The following is a 17,976-nucleotide window of genomic DNA, read 5'->3' as shown; positions in this document are numbered from 1 at the left end:
GATCATAATCTTGTTTTTTCAAAAGAAAAAACCAATTTTGCTCAAAAATATATTGCAGGGTGGAGCAGTTGGTAGCTCGTCGGGCTCATAACCCGAAGGTCACTAGTTCGAGTCTGGTCCCCGCTACTAAAAGAAAAAGCCGAGGTGAGAACCTTGGCTTTTCTTGTTTTATGTGCCTATTTTTAATCGTTTTAACTTCCTCTCGCAAAAATAGGGGTAATTTTGAACTTTTGCTATTTATTGTATCTCATGATGTTTGAGTATGTGTTGATTTAGCTGAATAAAATCATGATTAAACCATAAAATCTGATAATCATACATTTTAAGTTGCAATTGAATGTTTATGCAATCGTTTGTTCAATTGGCGCAATCGATTTCGTTCTGTTTGAATTTTGATATACCCCTATCTTCTTCTAGTTTTAGCATTCATGTACCTAAATTTTGATTAGCACGCTAATCAATTTTTAAACTAACTATTAAATATTATGATTTCAAAGATTCTCGACAATCACAAGTTGAGTCTGTTATCATTAGCTTTACTCATAACAAGTACACACAACCCAGCTAATGCTAATGGTCTTAAATTTCCAGACCGTAATGTTCTATTGAACAGTGCTGTTTTTCAGCAAAAAGTAAGTGGAAAAGTACAATCCACGGATGGTCCCTTAGCGGGAGCAACCATTAGTGTTAAAGGTACCTCACGTTCTACTTCGGCTGGAGCCGATGGTCAATTTAGCATTGAGGCTAAAAATGGAGATGTTTTAGTGATCAATAGCATCGGTTACAAGACGCAGGAAGTGACGATAACAGGTGCGGTGGTCAATATCAACATGGAATCCAACAGCGAGGCACTTGAAGAGGTTGTTATTGTTGGTTACGGAACACAACAGAAAAAGGAGAGTTTGACTGGAGCATTGCAAAATGTACAAGGCAACAAGTTGCGTGATGTAACTACACCTTCGGTTGAGAATATGTTGAATGGTAAAGCGGCAGGTGTATATGTGGCGCCGGGAACGGGACGACCAGGTACAAAAGGTGGTGTGGTTATTCGTGGGCAAGCTTCCTTAAGTGGAACAACAAGTCCCTTATGGGTGATCAACGGTGTTATCGTAGGTTCAGCTCCAGGTGATCTAAATCCAGATGATATCGCTTCGATGACGGTGTTAAAAGATGCGGCATCAACGTCGATTTATGGTTCTCAGGGGGCAAACGGTGTTATTATTGTCACAACTAAAAACCCAACAGCTCAACCTTTGGCAATCAATGTTTCCACGAAAATGGGGTTCACTGAACTGACTAATGGAAATATGCAGATGATGAACGGAGCAGAGCTCTATGATTATTATGCTTCATTTTCTAATGCCAATACAATCAATTTTAAACGGTGGAATCCGGAATTACGGAATAGTGATTTCGATTGGTGGAAAGTTGCAACAAAAAAGGGGTTTATTCAGAACCATAATATATCCCTGCAAGGCGGAAGCGAAAAAATCCAATCCTATTTATCTTTAGGTTACTACAATGAAGTTGGTTCAGTTAAGGGTTACGAATATGACCGTTATAATTTCCGATTTAATACAAATTATAAACCGACTGATTGGTTGACCCTAAAACCGTCTGTCGTGGGAGCTAAACGATCTGTTGATGATCGTCAATATTCTACAGCGGCAATGTACGTCAATTTGCCTTGGGATAGTCCTTATGATGCTAATGGAAATTTAGTGCCACATCGCTATAGTGGATGGGTAAATGGTTCGCAGACAAACTATCTATATGATTTGCAATGGAATAAATCGGCTAATACGAACTACGAGTTTATGGGGAATCTGGACTTCGATGTTAAGATTACGGATTGGTTAACTTTTTCATCAATAAACAATTATAGATACAATAGTTACTCCGCTAGTGGTTATACAGATCCAAGATCTAATGGAGGATTAAGTGTGCAGGGGCGCGTGACGGATTATAGGTCAGAATATGCACGTAGATATACAAATCAAGTCTTGCGTTTTAATAAGACTTGGGGTAAACATGCTTTAAACGGTATTGCAGCCTATGAATTTAATGACTATTGGGGGAAAACTTTGGATGCCTATGGAAAAGGTATTGTCCCTGGTATTGAGGTGCTTGATGCTGCTGCAATTCCTGAAAGAACAAAAGGTGGGATTTCAGAATGGGCCACTCAGTCTTTCTTGTCTAATGCTAATTATGCTTACGACAATAAATACATGGCACAAGTGTCCTTTAGAAGAGATGGTGCTTCAAATTTTGGGACAAATGCCAAATATGCGAATTTTTTCTCTGTTTCCGGGGGGTGGAATATTCATCGAGAGGATTGGTTTAAGGTTGATTGGGTAGATAATTTGAAATTACGTGCGGCTTATGGTTCTGTTGGTAATAGACCTACAGCTTTGTATCCACAATTTAATTTGTATTCGGTGTCAAGTGGTGCATCATATAATGGTGTACCTGGCGTATTGATTAACCAAATTGGTAACAAGGATTTGACTTGGGAACAAACCTATACCTTAGGAGGAGGATTGGATGCTGCTTTTTTCAAAAATAGGCTTAGACTGAATGTGGACGTTTATAACAAGAAAACAGATAATATTCTTTACCTCGTTCCGATCAGCGGTCTGACCGGAGTCACTCGTGTTTGGAAGAATGTTGGGAAAATGACAAATAAAGGGGTGGAATTAACTATAGGTGGAGATATCATCCGTTCAAACGACTGGAATTGGAGTCTTGATGTAAATCTGGGACACAATACCAATAAGCTGACTGATCTATTCCCGTCTCGGGATGCTGAAGGGAATTTTGTCGCAAAACCTATTTTTGTCAATGATGGTATAAATATTGCCGGTGCAGCGCAGAAAATCTTAGCTGTCAATACGCCGATTGATACGTATTATATGAAAGAATGGGCGGGGGTTAACGTGGATAATGGGAAGCCTATGTGGTACAAAAACGTTGTAGACGCTGAGGGGAATGAGACAAAGACAACGACTTCAGAATATGGTCAAGCAAGTCTTTATAAAGTAGGACGCTCTAATCCTAAATTGTTTGGCGGATTTAACACTGCTGTGAGTTACAAACAGTTTGATCTGAATGCAGTGTTTGGATATTCTATCGGTGGTATGATGTATAATTACGCGCGTCAGGAATATGATTCGGATGGCGCCTACAATGATAGAAATCAAATGAAATTAATGGATGGATGGAACCGTTGGGAAAAACCTGGTGATGTTGCGACACATCCAGTAGCAAAATATCGCAATACAGATGGGGGAAACAAAGCCTCTTCAAGATATTTGGAAAAAAATGATTTTCTGAGAATGCGTTCTTTAACGCTTGGCTATAATTTCAAATTAGAAAAATATAAGGTCAAAAATTTAAGAGTCTATTTTGCAGGTGAAAATCTATTTACCTGGACGAATTATTCTGGTGTTGATCCTGAAACAACTATTAACGATGAAGGGGTTGTTATGGGGACGGCTGGACCAGCAATTTATCCGGCGACAAAGAAATTTATGTTCGGAGCAAATTTGACATTTTAAACATGATGTGGATATAAAAATGAAAAAAATATTATTTTCAATACTAATTACGAGTACAGTGGTGTCTTGTAATATCGATAGAAATCCTTATGGCTCTATGGATGCGGATTTAGTTACCCAAGATCCGGAGGCGAATTTAGGCGCGCTCATGAATGGTACATATGGCCAGCTCAAAGCTTGGTCTGATCCAATGCATCGCCTTGGTGAATATGCCGGGGATAACATGATGATTCGCGGTACTTCAACCGATGATTTCTATTCTTTTATTTCGTTTGCTAGAAATTCGGAAAATTATCGGTTGCAGACATTTTGGGATTATGGCTATAAGGCAGTTGCTCAGGCGTCTAATATTATCAAATTAGTGAAGGAGGGGCAGAGTGCCGAAATTGATAATCAATTGGGCGAATGTTATTACATCCGGGGGATGATGTATTTCTATCTATGCCGTGCTTTTGGTAAACCTTATTACCAAAATCCAGAGACTAACCTTGGGGTCCCAATTGTTAACGGTACACCAGATGATGTAATTAATGACCTTAATCTGCCTGATCGCTCTACGGTAAAACAGACTTATGGACAGGCGATCAGCGATTTGAAAAAAGCGGAGTCGCTGATGACTATTAACAAGGGGGCGATTTTTGCTTCTAAAGAAGCTGCGCAAGCGATGTTGTCTCGGATTTATCTATATATGAGTGGTACCTACAAGACTCCTAATGCTGCGTATGCACGTCTTTCTGTTGAATATGCCGATAAGGTGATCAATTCGGGGCAATATGTTTTATTGGCCCGCGATCAATTTATGAAATATAATACATTAAGGCCAGAAGATAATAAGGAGACCATTTTTGCAATAAAACGATTGCCTACAGAGTTTACAAGTGATGATTTTGAAAATTCAATTGGTAGTATGTATGCCAATATCAATGGTATTGGTTGGGGAGAAATGTATGCCAGTGCGAAATACTTGAATCTGTTGGATCAGGACGGAAGAAATGATTGGAGACCGGGGCATGTGAAAATGCTTGATGCACGTGCGGCATTTATTGGACCAACTTATGAAAAGGACGCTAAAACAGGTGACTATACCGAGGTTTTCAGATTCATAAAATATGAAGAGACTAAGGATAAACAAGGAAATATTGTCAAGGCTAATAATTACGTTCAAGCTCCAATTACAAGGAAAGGTAATGTTGTTACTTGTAAAGATGGCGATCAAACCTACACATTGACTGTAAAAAATGCGCAGGAAGAGAGCTATACTATTGTATATAAAGATGGTAAGACCTATAGTGGGTATATTGATTACTTCATCACATTAAATAGTGGCTATCCGCAGTTTTTTATCTACAAATGCGCACGCGAAGGAGAGGATTCGCAATTGCATTCACCTGTAATTAGTCGTTTGGCAGAAATATATTTAAACCGCGCGGAAGCAAACGCGAAGCTGGGGAACTATGGAGCAGCCTTAACCGATTTAAATTTAATTCGTACGCGATCTGTGGTAAATGGCGCATACCCAAGTTTAGATGCGTCTAATGCCAATAAATTGATCGACCGGGAGCGTCAATTAGAACTGGCTTATCAGGCAGAAAGAAGTTATGACGTGTTTAGGAATGGAGAGGAGCTTGTTAGACAGTACCCCGGTCCTCATAATCAATATGATAATATTCCCGCAACGGATTATCGGGTAACATATTTTATTCCTCAAACAGCAATAAATTCTTATCCAGGAGTATTGACACAGAATCCAACGTCTAACTAGACGAATATTCATAATTTAAACGCTATAAATGGCTTTACTTCATGGTAAAGCCATTTTTGTTTTTGTGTCTCCATAATCCCTTTTGAATCCGTATCTTTGTACCCTTAACGTGTAATTTAGCATAAAAGTGCCATCTGCTGTGATAGTGGGTGGATCAAATAAAATAAATATGGCAAATATTGTTGCAATTGTTGGTCGTCCAAATGTTGGTAAATCTACCTTATTCAATCGTCTTACCGAAAGTAGAAAAGCGATTGTTGATGACTTTAGCGGAGTGACGCGCGACCGTCATTATGAGACGGCAGAGTGGATCGGAAAGAAATTTACAGTAATCGATACAGGTGGTTTTGTACATGGTTCGGATGATGTCTTTGAAGAGGCAATCCGTGATCAGGTCTATATCGCTATTGAGGAAGCGTCGGTCGTTATATTCATGGTAGATGTTACTACTGGTATTACTGACCTGGATGATGAAATAGCTGATATCCTCAGAAGAAGCTCCAAACCTGTATATGTGGTAGCCAACAAAGTTGACCATGCTAAATTGCATCATGAATCTGCCGAATTTTATGCTTTCGGTTTAGGAGAAGTATTCAATATTTCATCAGCTACAGGTTCTGGTACCGGAGAGTTATTGGATGCTGTCGTATCGCACTTTGAAGAAGAGCAAGAAGAAGATGAAGCTCTACCTAAATATACAATTGTAGGCCGTCCAAATGTGGGTAAATCCTCTTTGACAAATGCATTGATCGGTAAAGACCGTAATATCGTAACGCCTATGGCGGGCACAACACGGGATTCTATCCGGATTCATTACAATCAATATGGACATAATTTCCTTTTGATCGATACCGCTGGTCTTCGCCGTAAATCAAAAGTAAACGAAGATATTGAATTCTATTCGGTCATGCGTACCATCAAAGCATTGGAGGATTCTGATGTTACTATTTTGATGTTGGATGCTCAGGATGGCTTGGAAGCGCAAGATGTGAATATCTTTAACTTGGCGGAGAAAAACCGTAAAGGTATCGTAATCGTCGTCAATAAATGGGATTTGATCGAGAAGGACAACAAGACCATGAAAGCCTTTGAAGACCGTATCAGAGAAAAAATAGCACCATTCACGGATGTGCCAATTATCTTTACTTCGGTAACGGAAAAACAACGTGTCCTAAAAGTGTTGGAAGTGGCTGACAAGGTTTATGCTAATAAAACCAAAAAGATTCCGACTTCAAAGTTGAACGAAGTGATGCTGGATATTATCGAGAGTTATCCGCCACCATCCTTAAAAGGAAAATATATCAAAATTAAATATGTGACGCAATTGCCGGGAAGAACACCAATGTTTGCCTTCTTCTGTAATTTGCCGCAATACATCAAAGATCCATATAAACGCTTTATCGAAAATAAATTGCGTGAGCACTTTGACTTTACAGGTGTACCTATTCAAATATATTTCAGACAAAAATAGATTTCCAAGCAGAGAACAAACATGGACCACAATCTCTTTTTATACAATACGCTTTCGCGAACAAAGGAAAAATTCGAACCGATCCACACCAACCTTGTTGGGATGTATGTCTGTGGACCTACCGTTTACAGCGATGTACACCTAGGTAACTGTCGAACTTTTATTTCTTTTGATTTGATTTTTAGGTATCTACGTCATTTGGGGTATAAAGTACGTTATGTACGTAATATTACAGATGCGGGGCATTTGGAGGGCGATCGTGATGAAGGAGATGATAAATTCGCCAAAAAGGCTAAACTAGAACAGCTGGAACCGATGGAAATCGTACAGAAATATACCATTGGTTTTCATGATGTTTTACGCCTTTTCAATACCTTGCCACCAAGCATTGAACCAACTGCAACAGGTCATATTTCTGAGCAGATCGAAATGATCGAACAGATCATTGACAACGGTTATGCGTATGAAACTGACGGTACCGTATATTTCGACGTCGAAAAATATGTACAGCAGTATGATTATACCGTATTAACCAATCGTAAATTGGAAGATATGCTAAACAACACGCGGGAGCTGAGTGGTCAGGATGAAAAAAAAGGACGCTTAGATTTTGCGCTGTGGATCAAAGCAAAACCCGAAACGATTATGCGCTGGCCGGCACCCTGGAGTGTTGGATTTCCGGGTTGGCATATTGAATGTTCGGCAATGAGCAGAAAGTATTTAGGAGATCAATTTGATATACATGGCGGTGGAATGGATTTGGCGGCTACGCACCATACGAACGAAATCGCACAATCCGAAGCCTGTAATCATACTGCACCTGCCAAATATTGGATGCATACCAACATGCTGACGGTCAATGGTGCAAGGATGTCCAAATCCGCAGGCAACGGATTTTTACCGGGTGAACTGTTCACCGGCAATCATCCCTTGCTAAATAGAGGTTATTCGCCAATGGCGGTTCGCTTCTTTATGCTGCAGGCACATTATCGAAGCACATTGGATTTCTCCAATGAAGCACTTGATGCTGCGGATAAGGGGTATAAGCGCTTGATGAGCGCCATAGGACTCCTGGATAAACTCAAGGTTTCAAAGGGAGCTGACTCGTTCAATCTGGCGGAGATCCGTCATAAGTGTTATGCCGCAATGGATGACGATTTCAATAGTCCGGTGCTGATCGCAGAATTATTTGAGATCGTACGCATCATTAATTCCATTTATGACGGTAAAGCAAAAGTCTCTGAAGAAGGACTGGAAAAGCTGAAAATTTTCATGAAAGAGTTTGTTGAGGACATTCTTGGACTGCGAAATGATCAAGCTTCGGGGACGGATGATATTGACGATGTCATGAATTTAGTGATCAAATTACGTAACGAGGCAAAAGCAAATAAGGATTTTGTCACTTCGGATCGCATACGTGATGAGCTCAATGCAATTGGTATCCAGCTGAAAGATAGTAAAGAAGGAACACTTTGGAATAAGATTTGATAGATAAAAAAATCGAATTTAAAAAAAGAGGAAAAAATGGGCTATTCATCGTCGAAAAGTTTAGATACTTTGAAGACTAAAGCATATTTCCTCTAAAAGAAAACCGAGTGTAATGAGTTCATCCAATACAAAAAATGAACGCTGATAAATAATCATTTGCATATGAATTTTTGGAACAGGTTATCCGTTGTTGCATTGATGAGTACAATGGGTACAACATTGTACGCACAGATACCCGAAAAAGTAGGGAGCTTACTACAGGCAGATAAAGATGCTGCAGCATTAGCGAAAGCGTCTACTCCCCATCAGGCATTTTTATCTATTATTGACAAAGAATCCACATTTTATGTTCCTTCGGCGGTGAATGCATACAATTACCTCAATAATAGGCCCAATATTCCAGATGTATTAAACTGGCAGCCTACTTTTGCGCTTGTTGCTAAAAGCTTGGAGTTTGGGGTGACATCTGGTGCCATGGATTTTCAAAAAGTGGGCGCCCGATTGCGCCACGGCGAATACCTGACCGTATGGAAACGCAACAAGAAAGGGAAATGGTTGGTAGATATCCGTGCCGAAGTGGAGAATAATGGTAAGGATGGTGACTTTGATCTGGAATTTATTGAACCGACGGATTCATGGTATCTCAAGCATCGGTCCAAGGTACGTTTAAACCAGCGTGAAGATATTGTTCTGGAAACTGATAAGTTGATGTCCACTGTCCTTAAAGCGGACAATCCTACGGCTTACAAAGAGTTTTTGAGTGAAGATGTACGGTTTCTGTTTCCATGGACAAGTCCGATGGAAGGAAAGGATAAAATGATGGCCTACCTGAAGAAACAACGAATGACGATCGAAACGGTTCCGGAAGAAGTAAAACGTTCTTATAGCGGAGATTTTGCCTATACAAAAGGAACTGCAACTGTACGACAAAAGGATAAGGTCGTTAAGTATAATTATATCCGGATATGGCAACTGAGTGAATTGGCAAAAGATGATGTAAAGAAGGCAAACTGGAATATCCTGATCGAGATGATGTTTGAGAAATAGACTTGGAGCTATGCTAGAAAATAAAAAAGACTTGAATATGCATTCAAGTCTTTTTTATTTTGGAGTAGGGAGAAATTCCTTATTTTTTTCTCCATTTTTCTAGTTCTTCACAAGCGCCAAAGTCATCACTGATATCAATGAAAGTATTCTTCGCTTTATCGTCAAACCATTTGCTCAGATTACGACGTACTTTATCTTCTTTTGCAGCATCTTTGATCTTGGTGAAATCCTGATCTAAGTTTGCTTTATGCGGCGGGATACGTGTTTTAAGATAGTTAAATCGGTAACCTACCTCTCCTGTTTTATCGGTGAATTGTTCCGGTTTTGAATATTCTCCCGGTTTTAGTGGGTCAATGGCGGTAAATACGGACTTCTCTAAACCATCCATCGGAATTAACGTTGTACGGTTGGATCCTTGTGGATTTAAGACCATACCACCATTAAATTTGCTTTCTTCAGCATCCGAATTGTTAGTCGCAGCATGGTAAAAATCTAATTTCTTGTCGACAACCAATTTATAGATGCTGTCCAATTTGTTTTTGGTTCGTTCCAATGCAGCAGCGCCCGGATTCATTTTCATTAGAATATGGCGTGTATGCACCTCTTCACCGCGCCGTTCCAGTACCTGGATAATGTGAAAACCATATTTTGATTCAACAATAGGTGATATCTCTCCTGGCTTTAATTTAAATGCCATTGCTGAGAACTCTTTGACATAATTGTCACGGGTACCAAAGCCAAGGTCTCCACCATAAGGAGCAGAACCCGGATCCTGTGAATAGAGTCGGGCCATGGTTCCGAAATCCGAGCCATCGACAATCTGCTTGCGGATACCTTCGATCTTCTCGCGTTGCTCTTTTTTCTCTTCGTCGGTCAATTGAGGCAGCATAACAATTTCGCCGATCTCCACTTCTGTATTGAAATAAGGAAGGCTATCTTGATCCAATCCTTCAAAATAACGTTTTACTTCAAGAGGCGTTACATCCACTTTTTGAACGATATTTTGTTGCATCTTATTCGCTTTCAACTGCTCGAAAACGCTTGCGCGCATTTCCTCTTTGTATTGCAGCAAAGAACGGTTCAGGAATTTTTCCAGCCGTTCTTGGCCACCAGCCTGTTGCGACATGTGGCGCAAGCGAGAATTTAAGTTGTCATCCACTTCTGTTTCTGTCACATCGATGGAGTCAATTACTGCCTGTTGGGAAAGGAGCTTCTGAATGATCAATTGCTCAAGAACTCCACATTTAAACTTCTCATTTGGTTTATTCCCTTGAGCAAGCCATTGTGAATATTGCATATCCAAATCAGATTGTAGGATAATTCCCGAACCAACAGTGGCCACTACACGGTCAATAATTTGATTTTGTGCAAAGCTGGCCTGAATTGATACAAACAGCAACAAAAACAATATATATATGTTTTTTTTCATCTAAATAATATATTTCTAAATGCTGATGAAACAATCGTAAACAGTTTTTAACTTCTGTACCGGTCATACAGATCTGTGTTACGATGAAATCATCTAAATCACTAATAATCTCCCGATTCTGTCGTTCAATAGATACTATTTTGAACAACAGCACAAAATTATCAGATTATATGAATTATTCGTATTTTTATTTAACAATATTTTTATAATCCCAATATTTCAAATGGAGATTTTCGACTTGTTAAAATTGATTCGCTAAAAATACGGATTTGCCTATTAGAAAGGACGGTTTTAACCTAATTTAACAAGTTTATCGACGCTAATGATAAGGTCGAAAATATCTTGATTTTTTGCTTCATAGAGCGAACTACAGCGAAATTTTGGTATTTTATTTTTTAATAGATTGTATATATGAAAAAAGCTTTTATTTATCTGATGACACTTTTACCGCTGGCAAGTTTTGCACAACAGATTCCAATGTTTGTTGGAACCTATACGAACAAAACAGAAAGCAAAGGTATCTATATCTATAATTTCGATACAAAGACCGGTGAGGCTGCCTTAGTGAGCACACAGGAAAGTAAGGATCCGTCCTTTCTGGCACGGAATAATAATTTTATCTACGCGGTCAACGAACTTCCAAACCAAGAGGGCACGATTTCCGCCTATTCATTTAAGGATGGACAATTAACTTTCTTAAATTCACTCCCTACAGGTGGAGATTCACCTTGCTTTGTTGAAGTTCATCCGAAAGGGAATCTGCTCGCGGTTGCAAACTATACTGGTGGATCGGCAGCTCTATTTGATCTCGAGTCAAATGGTGTCTTAAGTAAAAGAAGCCGGCTGGTACAACATGAAGGGAAAGGTGTTGATCCTGTCCGACAGGAGAAGCCACACGTTCATTCTACTTTTTTTTCAAGCAAAGGCGACCGCTTATATGTGCAGGATCTGGGATTGGATCAAATCTCGGTATTTCCGGTTAACAAGACTGGGCATGCCTATGGCCTTGCCGAAGCATCAGAAGATTTTTTTACTCCGGCAGGTGGAGGACCGCGTCATATTGTTTTCGATAAAAAGGAAAAATTCCTTTATGCGATATTGGAAATGACCGGACAGATTGCATCTTATAAAAAAGAAGGCAATGATTGGATGTATCAGAGTACCTACGAAATCAACCCCGAGGGATTTAAAGGTCAGAACGGTGGCGCAGATATCAAGATTTCTGCTGATGGGAAATTTATATATGCGACCAACCGCGGTGATGCAAACACAATAGCGACCTTTTCCGTGGAAAAACACGGGGGATTAAAAAAATTGTCCAATACTTCAGTAAATGGAAAGGGACCGCGGAATTTTAATCTTTCTCCCGATGGAAAATACCTGCTGGTGGCTAATCAGTATACCAATAATATTGTTTTGTTCGGTCGTGATCCCAAGACCGGATTATTGACTGACACGGGTAAGGAAATTAAAGTTCCGGCTCCGGTCTGTATTATTTTTTAGTTTTTCAAGCGGAAGTCAAGGAACATGATCTATTGAAATCTAACAGACATAATTAAGGGATCAAAATTTTGATCCCTTAATTATGTCGAAGATATTTTGTTGATGGTGCCGTTTAGCCAAATAATGAAACAGCAAAGTCTAAAAATCTTCTTTTCTGCAATCCAGCTGTCCTTCTTTTTCCAGATCGTTTAAGGTTGTTCCTTTCCAGGTTTTTACACGTTGTATATAGGCAGCCCGTCCGATCATATGAGCGGCAACTGGTGCGGTCAAAATGAGAAAAAATCCAATTGCTATCGCTTTGGTCGTTACGGACACATCCGGGAATGTCATTGCGGCACAGATCAACAAAAGACCAACGCCTAGAGTCGCTGCTTTTACGGTCACTGAAAGCCGTAAATAGAAATCCGGCATCCGTAATATGCCAATTGAAGCGAACAATATGGCCAGTGCGCCTATCGTGCTTAAAATTGCTAACGTAATATCAGTCATCATGGTTTTGTTTTTCTAAATAAAATGAAAAGGCTATAGTTCCTAAAAATGCGATCAGGGCCAAGATCATGGCAATATCTAAAAATACTTCCTGCGAAGTCCGTATACTATAGACTGTGATAATTCCGATTCCAATTGTGATAATGAGATCCAGGGCGATGACCCTGTCAAAGATCTGCGGACCTTTGTACAGGCGGATAAACGCAAGTATAACCGATAGCGTTAATATCGGCAGGATAACATAATCGAAGTAAGTAGCTAAAGTCATCGTAAGAGTTCTAAAAGTCTTCGTTCAACATTGTTTTTTAGCGTGGAGACAAATTGCTCCTTGCTCTTCATGTACATCACATGGATAAAAAGTGTTTTCTTATCCTCGCTTACATCCAGAATAAGCGTCCCCGGTGTGAGTGAAATAAAAGTCGAAAGCAAATTGATCTCCAGATCTGTTTTGGCATCCATCGGATACTTGACGATGGCTGGTTTAATAAAAAATTTGGGCGTAATCACATCATAAGCGACCTGAACGTTGGCGACGATCATCTCCCATAGGAAGAAGAGAATAAAACTAACCGTTTTAGGGACACGATAGAAATAACGTTGATCGGCCTCATTCTTATTCATGATCCAAAGAATGGCAAAGCCAAGTAAAAATCCGAACAGGAAATTTGAATAATACATTGATCCCGTTAGTGCCACCCAGATAAAGGAGAGCATGAGATTCATTAAAAATTGTTTTATCATATTAATTCTGTCCTCCCAATACAGCATTTATATAAGGTGAAGTATCCAATAGTTGCGTAGCGATCTGATCCGCGACATGTATAATGGCTTCTGCATTAAATCCGATATATAGCGATGCTGAGGCCAATATAATGACGGGCAGGAGCAGCATGGTTTTTCGATAGCCGATCATTTTGACAAATTTGTCTTCGATGATCTCTGGCTGTGGGGCATCCTTCCAAAAGACCTGAGCCCACATTTTGGCAATTACATAGAGCGTAATAAAACTACCGATGATCAGCGCCCCCACGAATGCATATTTCTCCAATTGAAAGGCATCTTTAAAAAGATAAATTTTGGGCCAAAATCCGGATAATGGAGGGATACCGACCAAGGAAAACAGCACAATTGCAAAGAGCAAAGAAATTTTGGGGTATTGAGCATATAGCCCGCCCAGCTTGTTCATGTCCATCGTACCCCGGAGTTGCCGAATGACACCCGCCATTAAGAACAAGTTGGTTTTTACCATAATATCGTGAATTAGATAAAAAATAGCACCTAGCAAAGCCCATTTGCTATACAAGCCTAAACCACCGATCATAAAACCGATATGGCAGACAATCAGATAGGAAAATAATCTGCGGATATTTGTCTTGATCAAAGCGCCAAAAGCGCCGGTTAAAATCGTGAGTATGGCCAATATGACCAACAATTCTTTGGTGAAATGGTTTGGAATAAACAATAAAGAAAATACCCTGAACAAGGCATAAATTCCCACTTTGGTCAACAGGCCACCGAAAGTTGCGGCGACAGCAGAAGGGGGCGTATGATAGGAGGATGGGAGCCAAAAATAAAGTGGAAAAACAGCCGATTTAATCCCAAAACCAATAAGGAAAAAAGTAGCTGTAATTTCGACGAGCGCCTGATTTTGTATTTTGGGTATGCGCAGTGCCAGGTCAGCCATATTAAGGGATCCGGAGATGCCATACAAAATTCCGATTCCTGTCAGGAAGAAAGTGGAAGCCAATATATTCATGGCCATGTATTTGACCGCACCTTCCAATTGTGATTTACGGCCGCCGAGTGTCATCAGCACAAATGATGAAATGATGATGACCTCAAACCAAACGTAGAGATTAAAAATATCTCCAGTCAAAAATGCCCCATTTAATCCCATCATCAGGAAATGAAAAATAGGGAAATAGCCATATAAAATACGTTGTCTTCCAACACCCACACAGGAAAAAATGGAAACGGCAAGTCCTGCAATTGAGGTGAGTACGACCAGGGTGCTACTAAAAAGATCCGCAACAAAGACGATTCCAAAAGGAGCCTTCCAATTGGCGGCATTCATGGTCAGGATTTCACCGTCATAAACCTTGAAAAAAAGTTTAAATGCAAGAATAAGTGCCAAAAGGCTTCCACCTACACTCAGGAAACGCTGTGCAGTAGATTTTCGCCAGAGTATCAGCTGGACAATAGCAATAAAAAGGTGCACGATAACCGTGGCAATAATCTGGTTGTCTATCATATATCTTCTTCCTCAGGCGTGTTCAAATCATCCAAATCATCCGTGCCCAGTAAAGCGTAAACACGTTTAAGTAATACGATCGCAAACGAAGTCAGTCCAAAACTGATCACGATTGCTGTTAAAATAAGGGCTTGCGGAATCGGATCCGCATAAATATCCGTAAATACCTTTAAGTCGGGGTCAATTATGGGCGGTTTGCCCTTGATGATATTGCCCAGCAAAAAGATCAATATATTGGTACCATTGCCCAATAACATAATCCCCAATAGTAATTTTACCATGCTGCGTCGCAAGATGAGGTATATTCCGGCGGCATATAGAATACCGATTAATAAAACGAGAATCAGTTCCATTATTCCTCCTCCGTATTTAAAGCAATTGTAAATAAAATAGTTAATACTACACCGATGACCACAAAGTATACACCGAGATCAAAAAACAAGGCAGTTCCGATCATACCGATGACGGGGATCTTTTCCTCCAGCCACAGTCCGGTCATGACCGGATAGCCAAAAAATGTGGGTAAAAACATGCTTACCGCAGCAATTCCAAGTCCAATGGGAATTAGCGACAAAGGTTTATATTGAATGAGCTTCATGGTGTTTTCAGGGCCAAAAGCAAAACTATGCAGTACAAAAGCAATGGATGCTACCAGGCCCCCGACAAACCCTCCGCCGGGGTAATAATGCCCCCTAAGTAGAAGGAACACCGAGAAAAGTAAGAGTATCGGTAATAAATACCGCGTAGCGGTCTGTAATATTGTACTGTTCATTTGTTACTATTTAGCAAGGAGCTATCAGCTCATTTGTACATAACCTTTATCTATCATTATTCTTTATCCGAGGATTTTAAACGTAATTTTAATAAGCTATATACCCCTAATGCAGCAATACTCAATACTACAATTTCAAACATGGTGTCAAAACCTCTGAAATCCACAAGTATTACATTGACGACATTTTTTCCTTTAGCAAGCACATAAGCATAATCGCCATAGAAATCACTGATATTGGTTGTCGTTGGTTCATGGAGTACACGGAGTGCGACCATGGATAGCAAAATTCCAAAAACGATAGCGACCACGGCGTCGCGAATGATGGTGCGTCGGTTGGCCAAATTCAGAAAAGAAGGGAGCTTAAAGAGTACCAATACGAAGAGTACCACCGTGAGTGTATCAATGGTGAATTGCGTCATCGCTAGATCTGGGGCACTGTAAAACACGAAAATAAGACATATGGCATAGCCTACAACACTGGTGGCTACTACGGCTGTTAAACGGGATGAGGTGCGGATGGTGAGTACAATGGCGCCGATCAAAATGCAGACTGTGGTGACTTCGTAGAAACTCACTGGAGATAAGGTTTCCCATTTGATATGGAGTGGCCCGCCCAAGTATAACTGGTAGGCGATCAACAATTCGGCAAATAAGATAATTTTCAACAGATACGAACGCAAATAGCCGTTGTGCATTTTGTTTGTGAAGAAGGTAGAGAACAAAACAATTTCCTGCGCACATAATTGGATGATATATTCAGGAGAAATCTTATTGAAATTTACAATCCAAGCCAATTTTTTCTCGCTGGGCCTGTTTATGAAATAAAGTAACGTACCAGCGGCAATTGTAATAGCGCTTAATAGCAGGATTAAATTAAAGCCATGCCAGATTTTCAGGTGAAATGTTTCGGGTTTTGCAAGTATACTTGTTGCGGTAGGTCCAGCAATCCATTCGCCGACAAGTCCTGGGATGCATCCAAAGACAACTCCTAATATAGCTAAAAGTAGAGGTGGGATCCACATGGCTTTATAGGGCAGGTGGATTGTATTAAATTGCTCGGGTAGCTTACCCATAAAAGGTTTGATGCCGGCCATAAATCCAGCAGAGACCAAGAGTATATTTGTTACTACTGCAGCGACGGTCAAATAGAGAAATAAATCGGGTGTGGCATGTAGTGTTGCCTCGTAAATCAGATCCTTTCCAATAAATCCAAATGTAAGTGGAATACCTGCACTGGAAAGTGCCGCTAGGAAACCTGCGATAGCGACAGGCATTAATACCCTGCGTAGCCCCCGCAAGACTGTAAGATCCCGCGTTCCCGTTTCATGGTCTATAATCCCCGTAATCAAGAATAATGCGGCTTTATATAAAGCATGTACGAGTATAAAGACACTTGCAGCGATAATGGCATCCTTGGTACCGAGTCCCAATAAGAAAACCAAAATACCGAGGGCGGATATGGTTGAATAAGCGAGTACTCCCTTGAGGTCTGTTCTGAAAAGCGAATGGAATGCGGCATAAAGCATCGTGAGGCCACCAATGGCCATGAGGGAATACATCCAGATCGGGTTGCCTCCAAGTATCGGTGAAAAACGGGCCAAAAGGTAGATTCCGGCCTTTACCATGGTTGCCGAATGTAAGTAGGCCGACACAGGTGTTGGCGCCTTCATGGCACCGGGTAACCAAAAATGGAAAGGGAATTGTGCTGATTTCGTAATCGCTCCAAGTGCTACGAGGCCAAAGACCAGGGGAAAGAGTGGATGTTGCTGAATGATTGATACTTTGCCGATGAGTGCTGTAATATGGTAAGTGCCGGCAATATTACCCAGTAAAATAAAACCTGTCAGTAGAAAAAATCCACCCAACCCGGTAATGGATAGTGCGGTNNAGAAAAAATGAGCTGATCGAGGTCAGTTCCCAGAAGATAAACAATAGTAACATGTTGTCCGAGAGGACAAGCCCCAGCATAGCCGACATAAAAAGGCAGAGGTAGCCAAAGAATCGATCGATATATCGATGACCTTTGAGGTAGGCATTCGCGTAAAAGAATATACAGGATCCGATCCCAGTAATCAATAACGCGAAAAGCAGTGACAGTCCATCTAATTTAAAATCCAGATTGATGCCTAAGGAGGGTACCCACGATGTTGATTGTACGAAATAGGAGCCTTGACCAATAGGTACAATATATTGGGCAAAGTATG

15 protein-coding genes and 1 tRNA gene are annotated in these 17,976 nt (G+C 40.4%); 7 read left to right on the top strand and 9 right to left on the bottom strand.

All coding sequences use genetic code 11. The features are described from left to right. The first annotated feature begins 54 nt into the window (after positions 1 to 54). The 6 genes from B4G94_RS04190 to B4G94_RS04165 all read left to right on the top strand — a co-directional run bounded on the left by B4G94_RS04190 (position 55) and on the right by B4G94_RS04165 (position 9,325). Positions 55 to 126: transfer RNA gene (locus B4G94_RS04190), tRNA-Met, on the top strand. Between the two features lie 359 nt (positions 127 to 485). After that, positions 486 to 3,557: a SusC/RagA family TonB-linked outer membrane protein gene (locus B4G94_RS04185; RefSeq protein WP_286857297.1), complete on the top strand. Its 3,072-nt coding sequence runs from the start codon at positions 486 to 488 to the stop codon at positions 3,555 to 3,557. A gap of 19 nt (positions 3,558 to 3,576) precedes the next feature. After that, a complete protein-coding gene (locus B4G94_RS04180; protein ID WP_286857295.1) occupies positions 3,577 to 5,319 on the top strand; it encodes a RagB/SusD family nutrient uptake outer membrane protein in 1,743 nt (580 codons plus the stop codon). Between the two features lie 169 nt (positions 5,320 to 5,488). Further along, entirely contained in the window at positions 5,489 to 6,790 is a 1,302-nt protein-coding gene (gene der / locus B4G94_RS04175; RefSeq protein ID WP_104384042.1) for a ribosome biogenesis GTPase Der, read from the top strand. 21 nt (positions 6,791 to 6,811) lie between these two features. Continuing rightward, a complete protein-coding gene (gene cysS, locus B4G94_RS04170) occupies positions 6,812 to 8,278 on the top strand; it encodes a cysteine--tRNA ligase (RefSeq protein WP_108634976.1) in 1,467 nt (488 codons plus the stop codon). 162 nt (positions 8,279 to 8,440) lie between these two features. Then, positions 8,441 to 9,325, top strand: coding sequence for a DUF4440 domain-containing protein (locus B4G94_RS04165; RefSeq protein ID WP_108634977.1), 885 nt, complete (start codon positions 8,441 to 8,443; stop codon positions 9,323 to 9,325). 79 nt (positions 9,326 to 9,404) lie between these two features. Here B4G94_RS04165 and B4G94_RS04160 read toward each other — a convergent pair whose 3' ends face one another. Next, on the bottom strand, positions 9,405 to 10,754 hold the full coding sequence (locus B4G94_RS04160) for a peptidylprolyl isomerase (protein ID WP_108634978.1): 1,350 nt from the start codon (positions 10,752 to 10,754) through the stop codon (positions 9,405 to 9,407). A 411-nt stretch (positions 10,755 to 11,165) separates the two neighbouring features. On the opposite strand from B4G94_RS04160, the gene B4G94_RS04155 reads away from it, so the two are divergent. Further along, positions 11,166 to 12,257, top strand: a complete 1,092-nt coding sequence (locus tag B4G94_RS04155; RefSeq protein ID WP_286857291.1) for a lactonase family protein — start codon at positions 11,166 to 11,168, stop codon at positions 12,255 to 12,257. Positions 12,258 to 12,395: 138 nt separating this feature from the next. Here B4G94_RS04155 and mnhG read toward each other — a convergent pair whose 3' ends face one another. The 8 genes from mnhG to B4G94_RS04115 are packed head-to-tail and all read right to left on the bottom strand — an operon-like array spanning position 12,396 to position 17,848. Continuing rightward, the gene (gene mnhG, locus B4G94_RS04150) at positions 12,396 to 12,749 is read right to left on the bottom strand and encodes a monovalent cation/H(+) antiporter subunit G (RefSeq protein ID WP_223581928.1); all 354 of its coding nucleotides are present in this window, start codon (positions 12,747 to 12,749) and stop codon (positions 12,396 to 12,398) included. After that, positions 12,739 to 13,014 carry a monovalent cation/H+ antiporter complex subunit F gene (locus B4G94_RS04145; protein ID WP_108634980.1) on the bottom strand — a complete coding sequence of 92 codons (276 nt, stop codon included), beginning with the start codon at positions 13,012 to 13,014 and terminating at the stop codon, positions 12,739 to 12,741. Before B4G94_RS04145 ends, mnhG begins: the two co-directional genes overlap by 11 nt. Beyond that, entirely contained in the window at positions 13,011 to 13,469 is a 459-nt protein-coding gene (locus B4G94_RS04140; RefSeq protein ID WP_241254854.1) for a Na+/H+ antiporter subunit E, read from the bottom strand. Before B4G94_RS04140 ends, B4G94_RS04145 begins: the two co-directional genes overlap by 4 nt. 19 nt (positions 13,470 to 13,488) lie before the next feature. Then, complete coding sequence (locus B4G94_RS04135) at positions 13,489 to 14,997, bottom strand: proton-conducting transporter membrane subunit (protein WP_286857289.1); 1,509 nt, start codon at positions 14,995 to 14,997, stop codon at positions 13,489 to 13,491. Continuing rightward, positions 14,994 to 15,350 (bottom strand): Na+/H+ antiporter subunit C, encoded by a 357-nt coding sequence (locus B4G94_RS04130; RefSeq protein WP_104383872.1) that lies wholly within the window; start codon positions 15,348 to 15,350, stop codon positions 14,994 to 14,996. The genes B4G94_RS04135 and B4G94_RS04130 overlap by 4 nt, the downstream gene beginning before the upstream one ends. Continuing rightward, complete coding sequence (locus B4G94_RS04125; protein ID WP_104383873.1) at positions 15,350 to 15,769, bottom strand: Na+/H+ antiporter subunit B; 420 nt, start codon at positions 15,767 to 15,769, stop codon at positions 15,350 to 15,352. The genes B4G94_RS04130 and B4G94_RS04125 overlap by 1 nt, the downstream gene beginning before the upstream one ends. Positions 15,770 to 15,825: 56 nt before the next feature. Next, complete coding sequence (mbhE, locus tag B4G94_RS04120) at positions 15,826 to 17,637, bottom strand: hydrogen gas-evolving membrane-bound hydrogenase subunit E (RefSeq protein ID WP_286857288.1); 1,812 nt, start codon at positions 17,635 to 17,637, stop codon at positions 15,826 to 15,828. Continuing rightward, on the bottom strand, positions 17,594 to 17,848 hold the full coding sequence (locus tag B4G94_RS04115; protein ID WP_422663704.1) for a hypothetical protein: 255 nt from the start codon (positions 17,846 to 17,848) through the stop codon (positions 17,594 to 17,596). Before B4G94_RS04115 ends, mbhE begins: the two co-directional genes overlap by 44 nt. Positions 17,849 to 17,976 lie beyond the last annotated feature (128 nt).

The sequence above is a fragment of the Sphingobacterium sp. UBA7625 genome (assembly GCF_002484085.1).
Lineage (GTDB): Bacteria > Bacteroidota > Bacteroidia > Sphingobacteriales > Sphingobacteriaceae > Sphingobacterium > Sphingobacterium athyrii.
The sequence above is the reverse complement of the archived record's forward strand: the minus strand, read 5'-3'. Positions and strand labels throughout refer to the sequence as shown.

Coding starts and splice junctions, on each gene's coding strand:
- B4G94_RS04185 (WP_286857297.1), top strand. CDS start 486: ATGATTTCAAAGATTCTCGACAATCACAAGTTGAGTCTGTTATCATTA.
- B4G94_RS04180 (WP_286857295.1), top strand. CDS start 3,577: ATGAAAAAAATATTATTTTCAATACTAATTACGAGTACAGTGGTGTCT.
- der (WP_104384042.1), top strand. CDS start 5,489: ATGGCAAATATTGTTGCAATTGTTGGTCGTCCAAATGTTGGTAAATCT.
- cysS (WP_108634976.1), top strand. CDS start 6,812: ATGGACCACAATCTCTTTTTATACAATACGCTTTCGCGAACAAAGGAA.
- B4G94_RS04165 (WP_108634977.1), top strand. CDS start 8,441: ATGAATTTTTGGAACAGGTTATCCGTTGTTGCATTGATGAGTACAATG.
- B4G94_RS04160 (WP_108634978.1), bottom strand. CDS start 10,754: ATGAAAAAAAACATATATATATTGTTTTTGTTGCTGTTTGTATCAATT.
- B4G94_RS04155 (WP_286857291.1), top strand. CDS start 11,166: ATGAAAAAAGCTTTTATTTATCTGATGACACTTTTACCGCTGGCAAGT.
- mnhG (WP_223581928.1), bottom strand. CDS start 12,749: ATGATGACTGATATTACGTTAGCAATTTTAAGCACGATAGGCGCACTG.
- B4G94_RS04145 (WP_108634980.1), bottom strand. CDS start 13,014: ATGACTTTAGCTACTTACTTCGATTATGTTATCCTGCCGATATTAACG.
- B4G94_RS04140 (WP_241254854.1), bottom strand. CDS start 13,469: ATGAATCTCATGCTCTCCTTTATCTGGGTGGCACTAACGGGATCAATG.
- B4G94_RS04135 (WP_286857289.1), bottom strand. CDS start 14,997: ATGATAGACAACCAGATTATTGCCACGGTTATCGTGCACCTTTTTATT.
- B4G94_RS04130 (WP_104383872.1), bottom strand. CDS start 15,350: ATGGAACTGATTCTCGTTTTATTAATCGGTATTCTATATGCCGCCGGA.
- B4G94_RS04125 (WP_104383873.1), bottom strand. CDS start 15,769: ATGAACAGTACAATATTACAGACCGCTACGCGGTATTTATTACCGATA.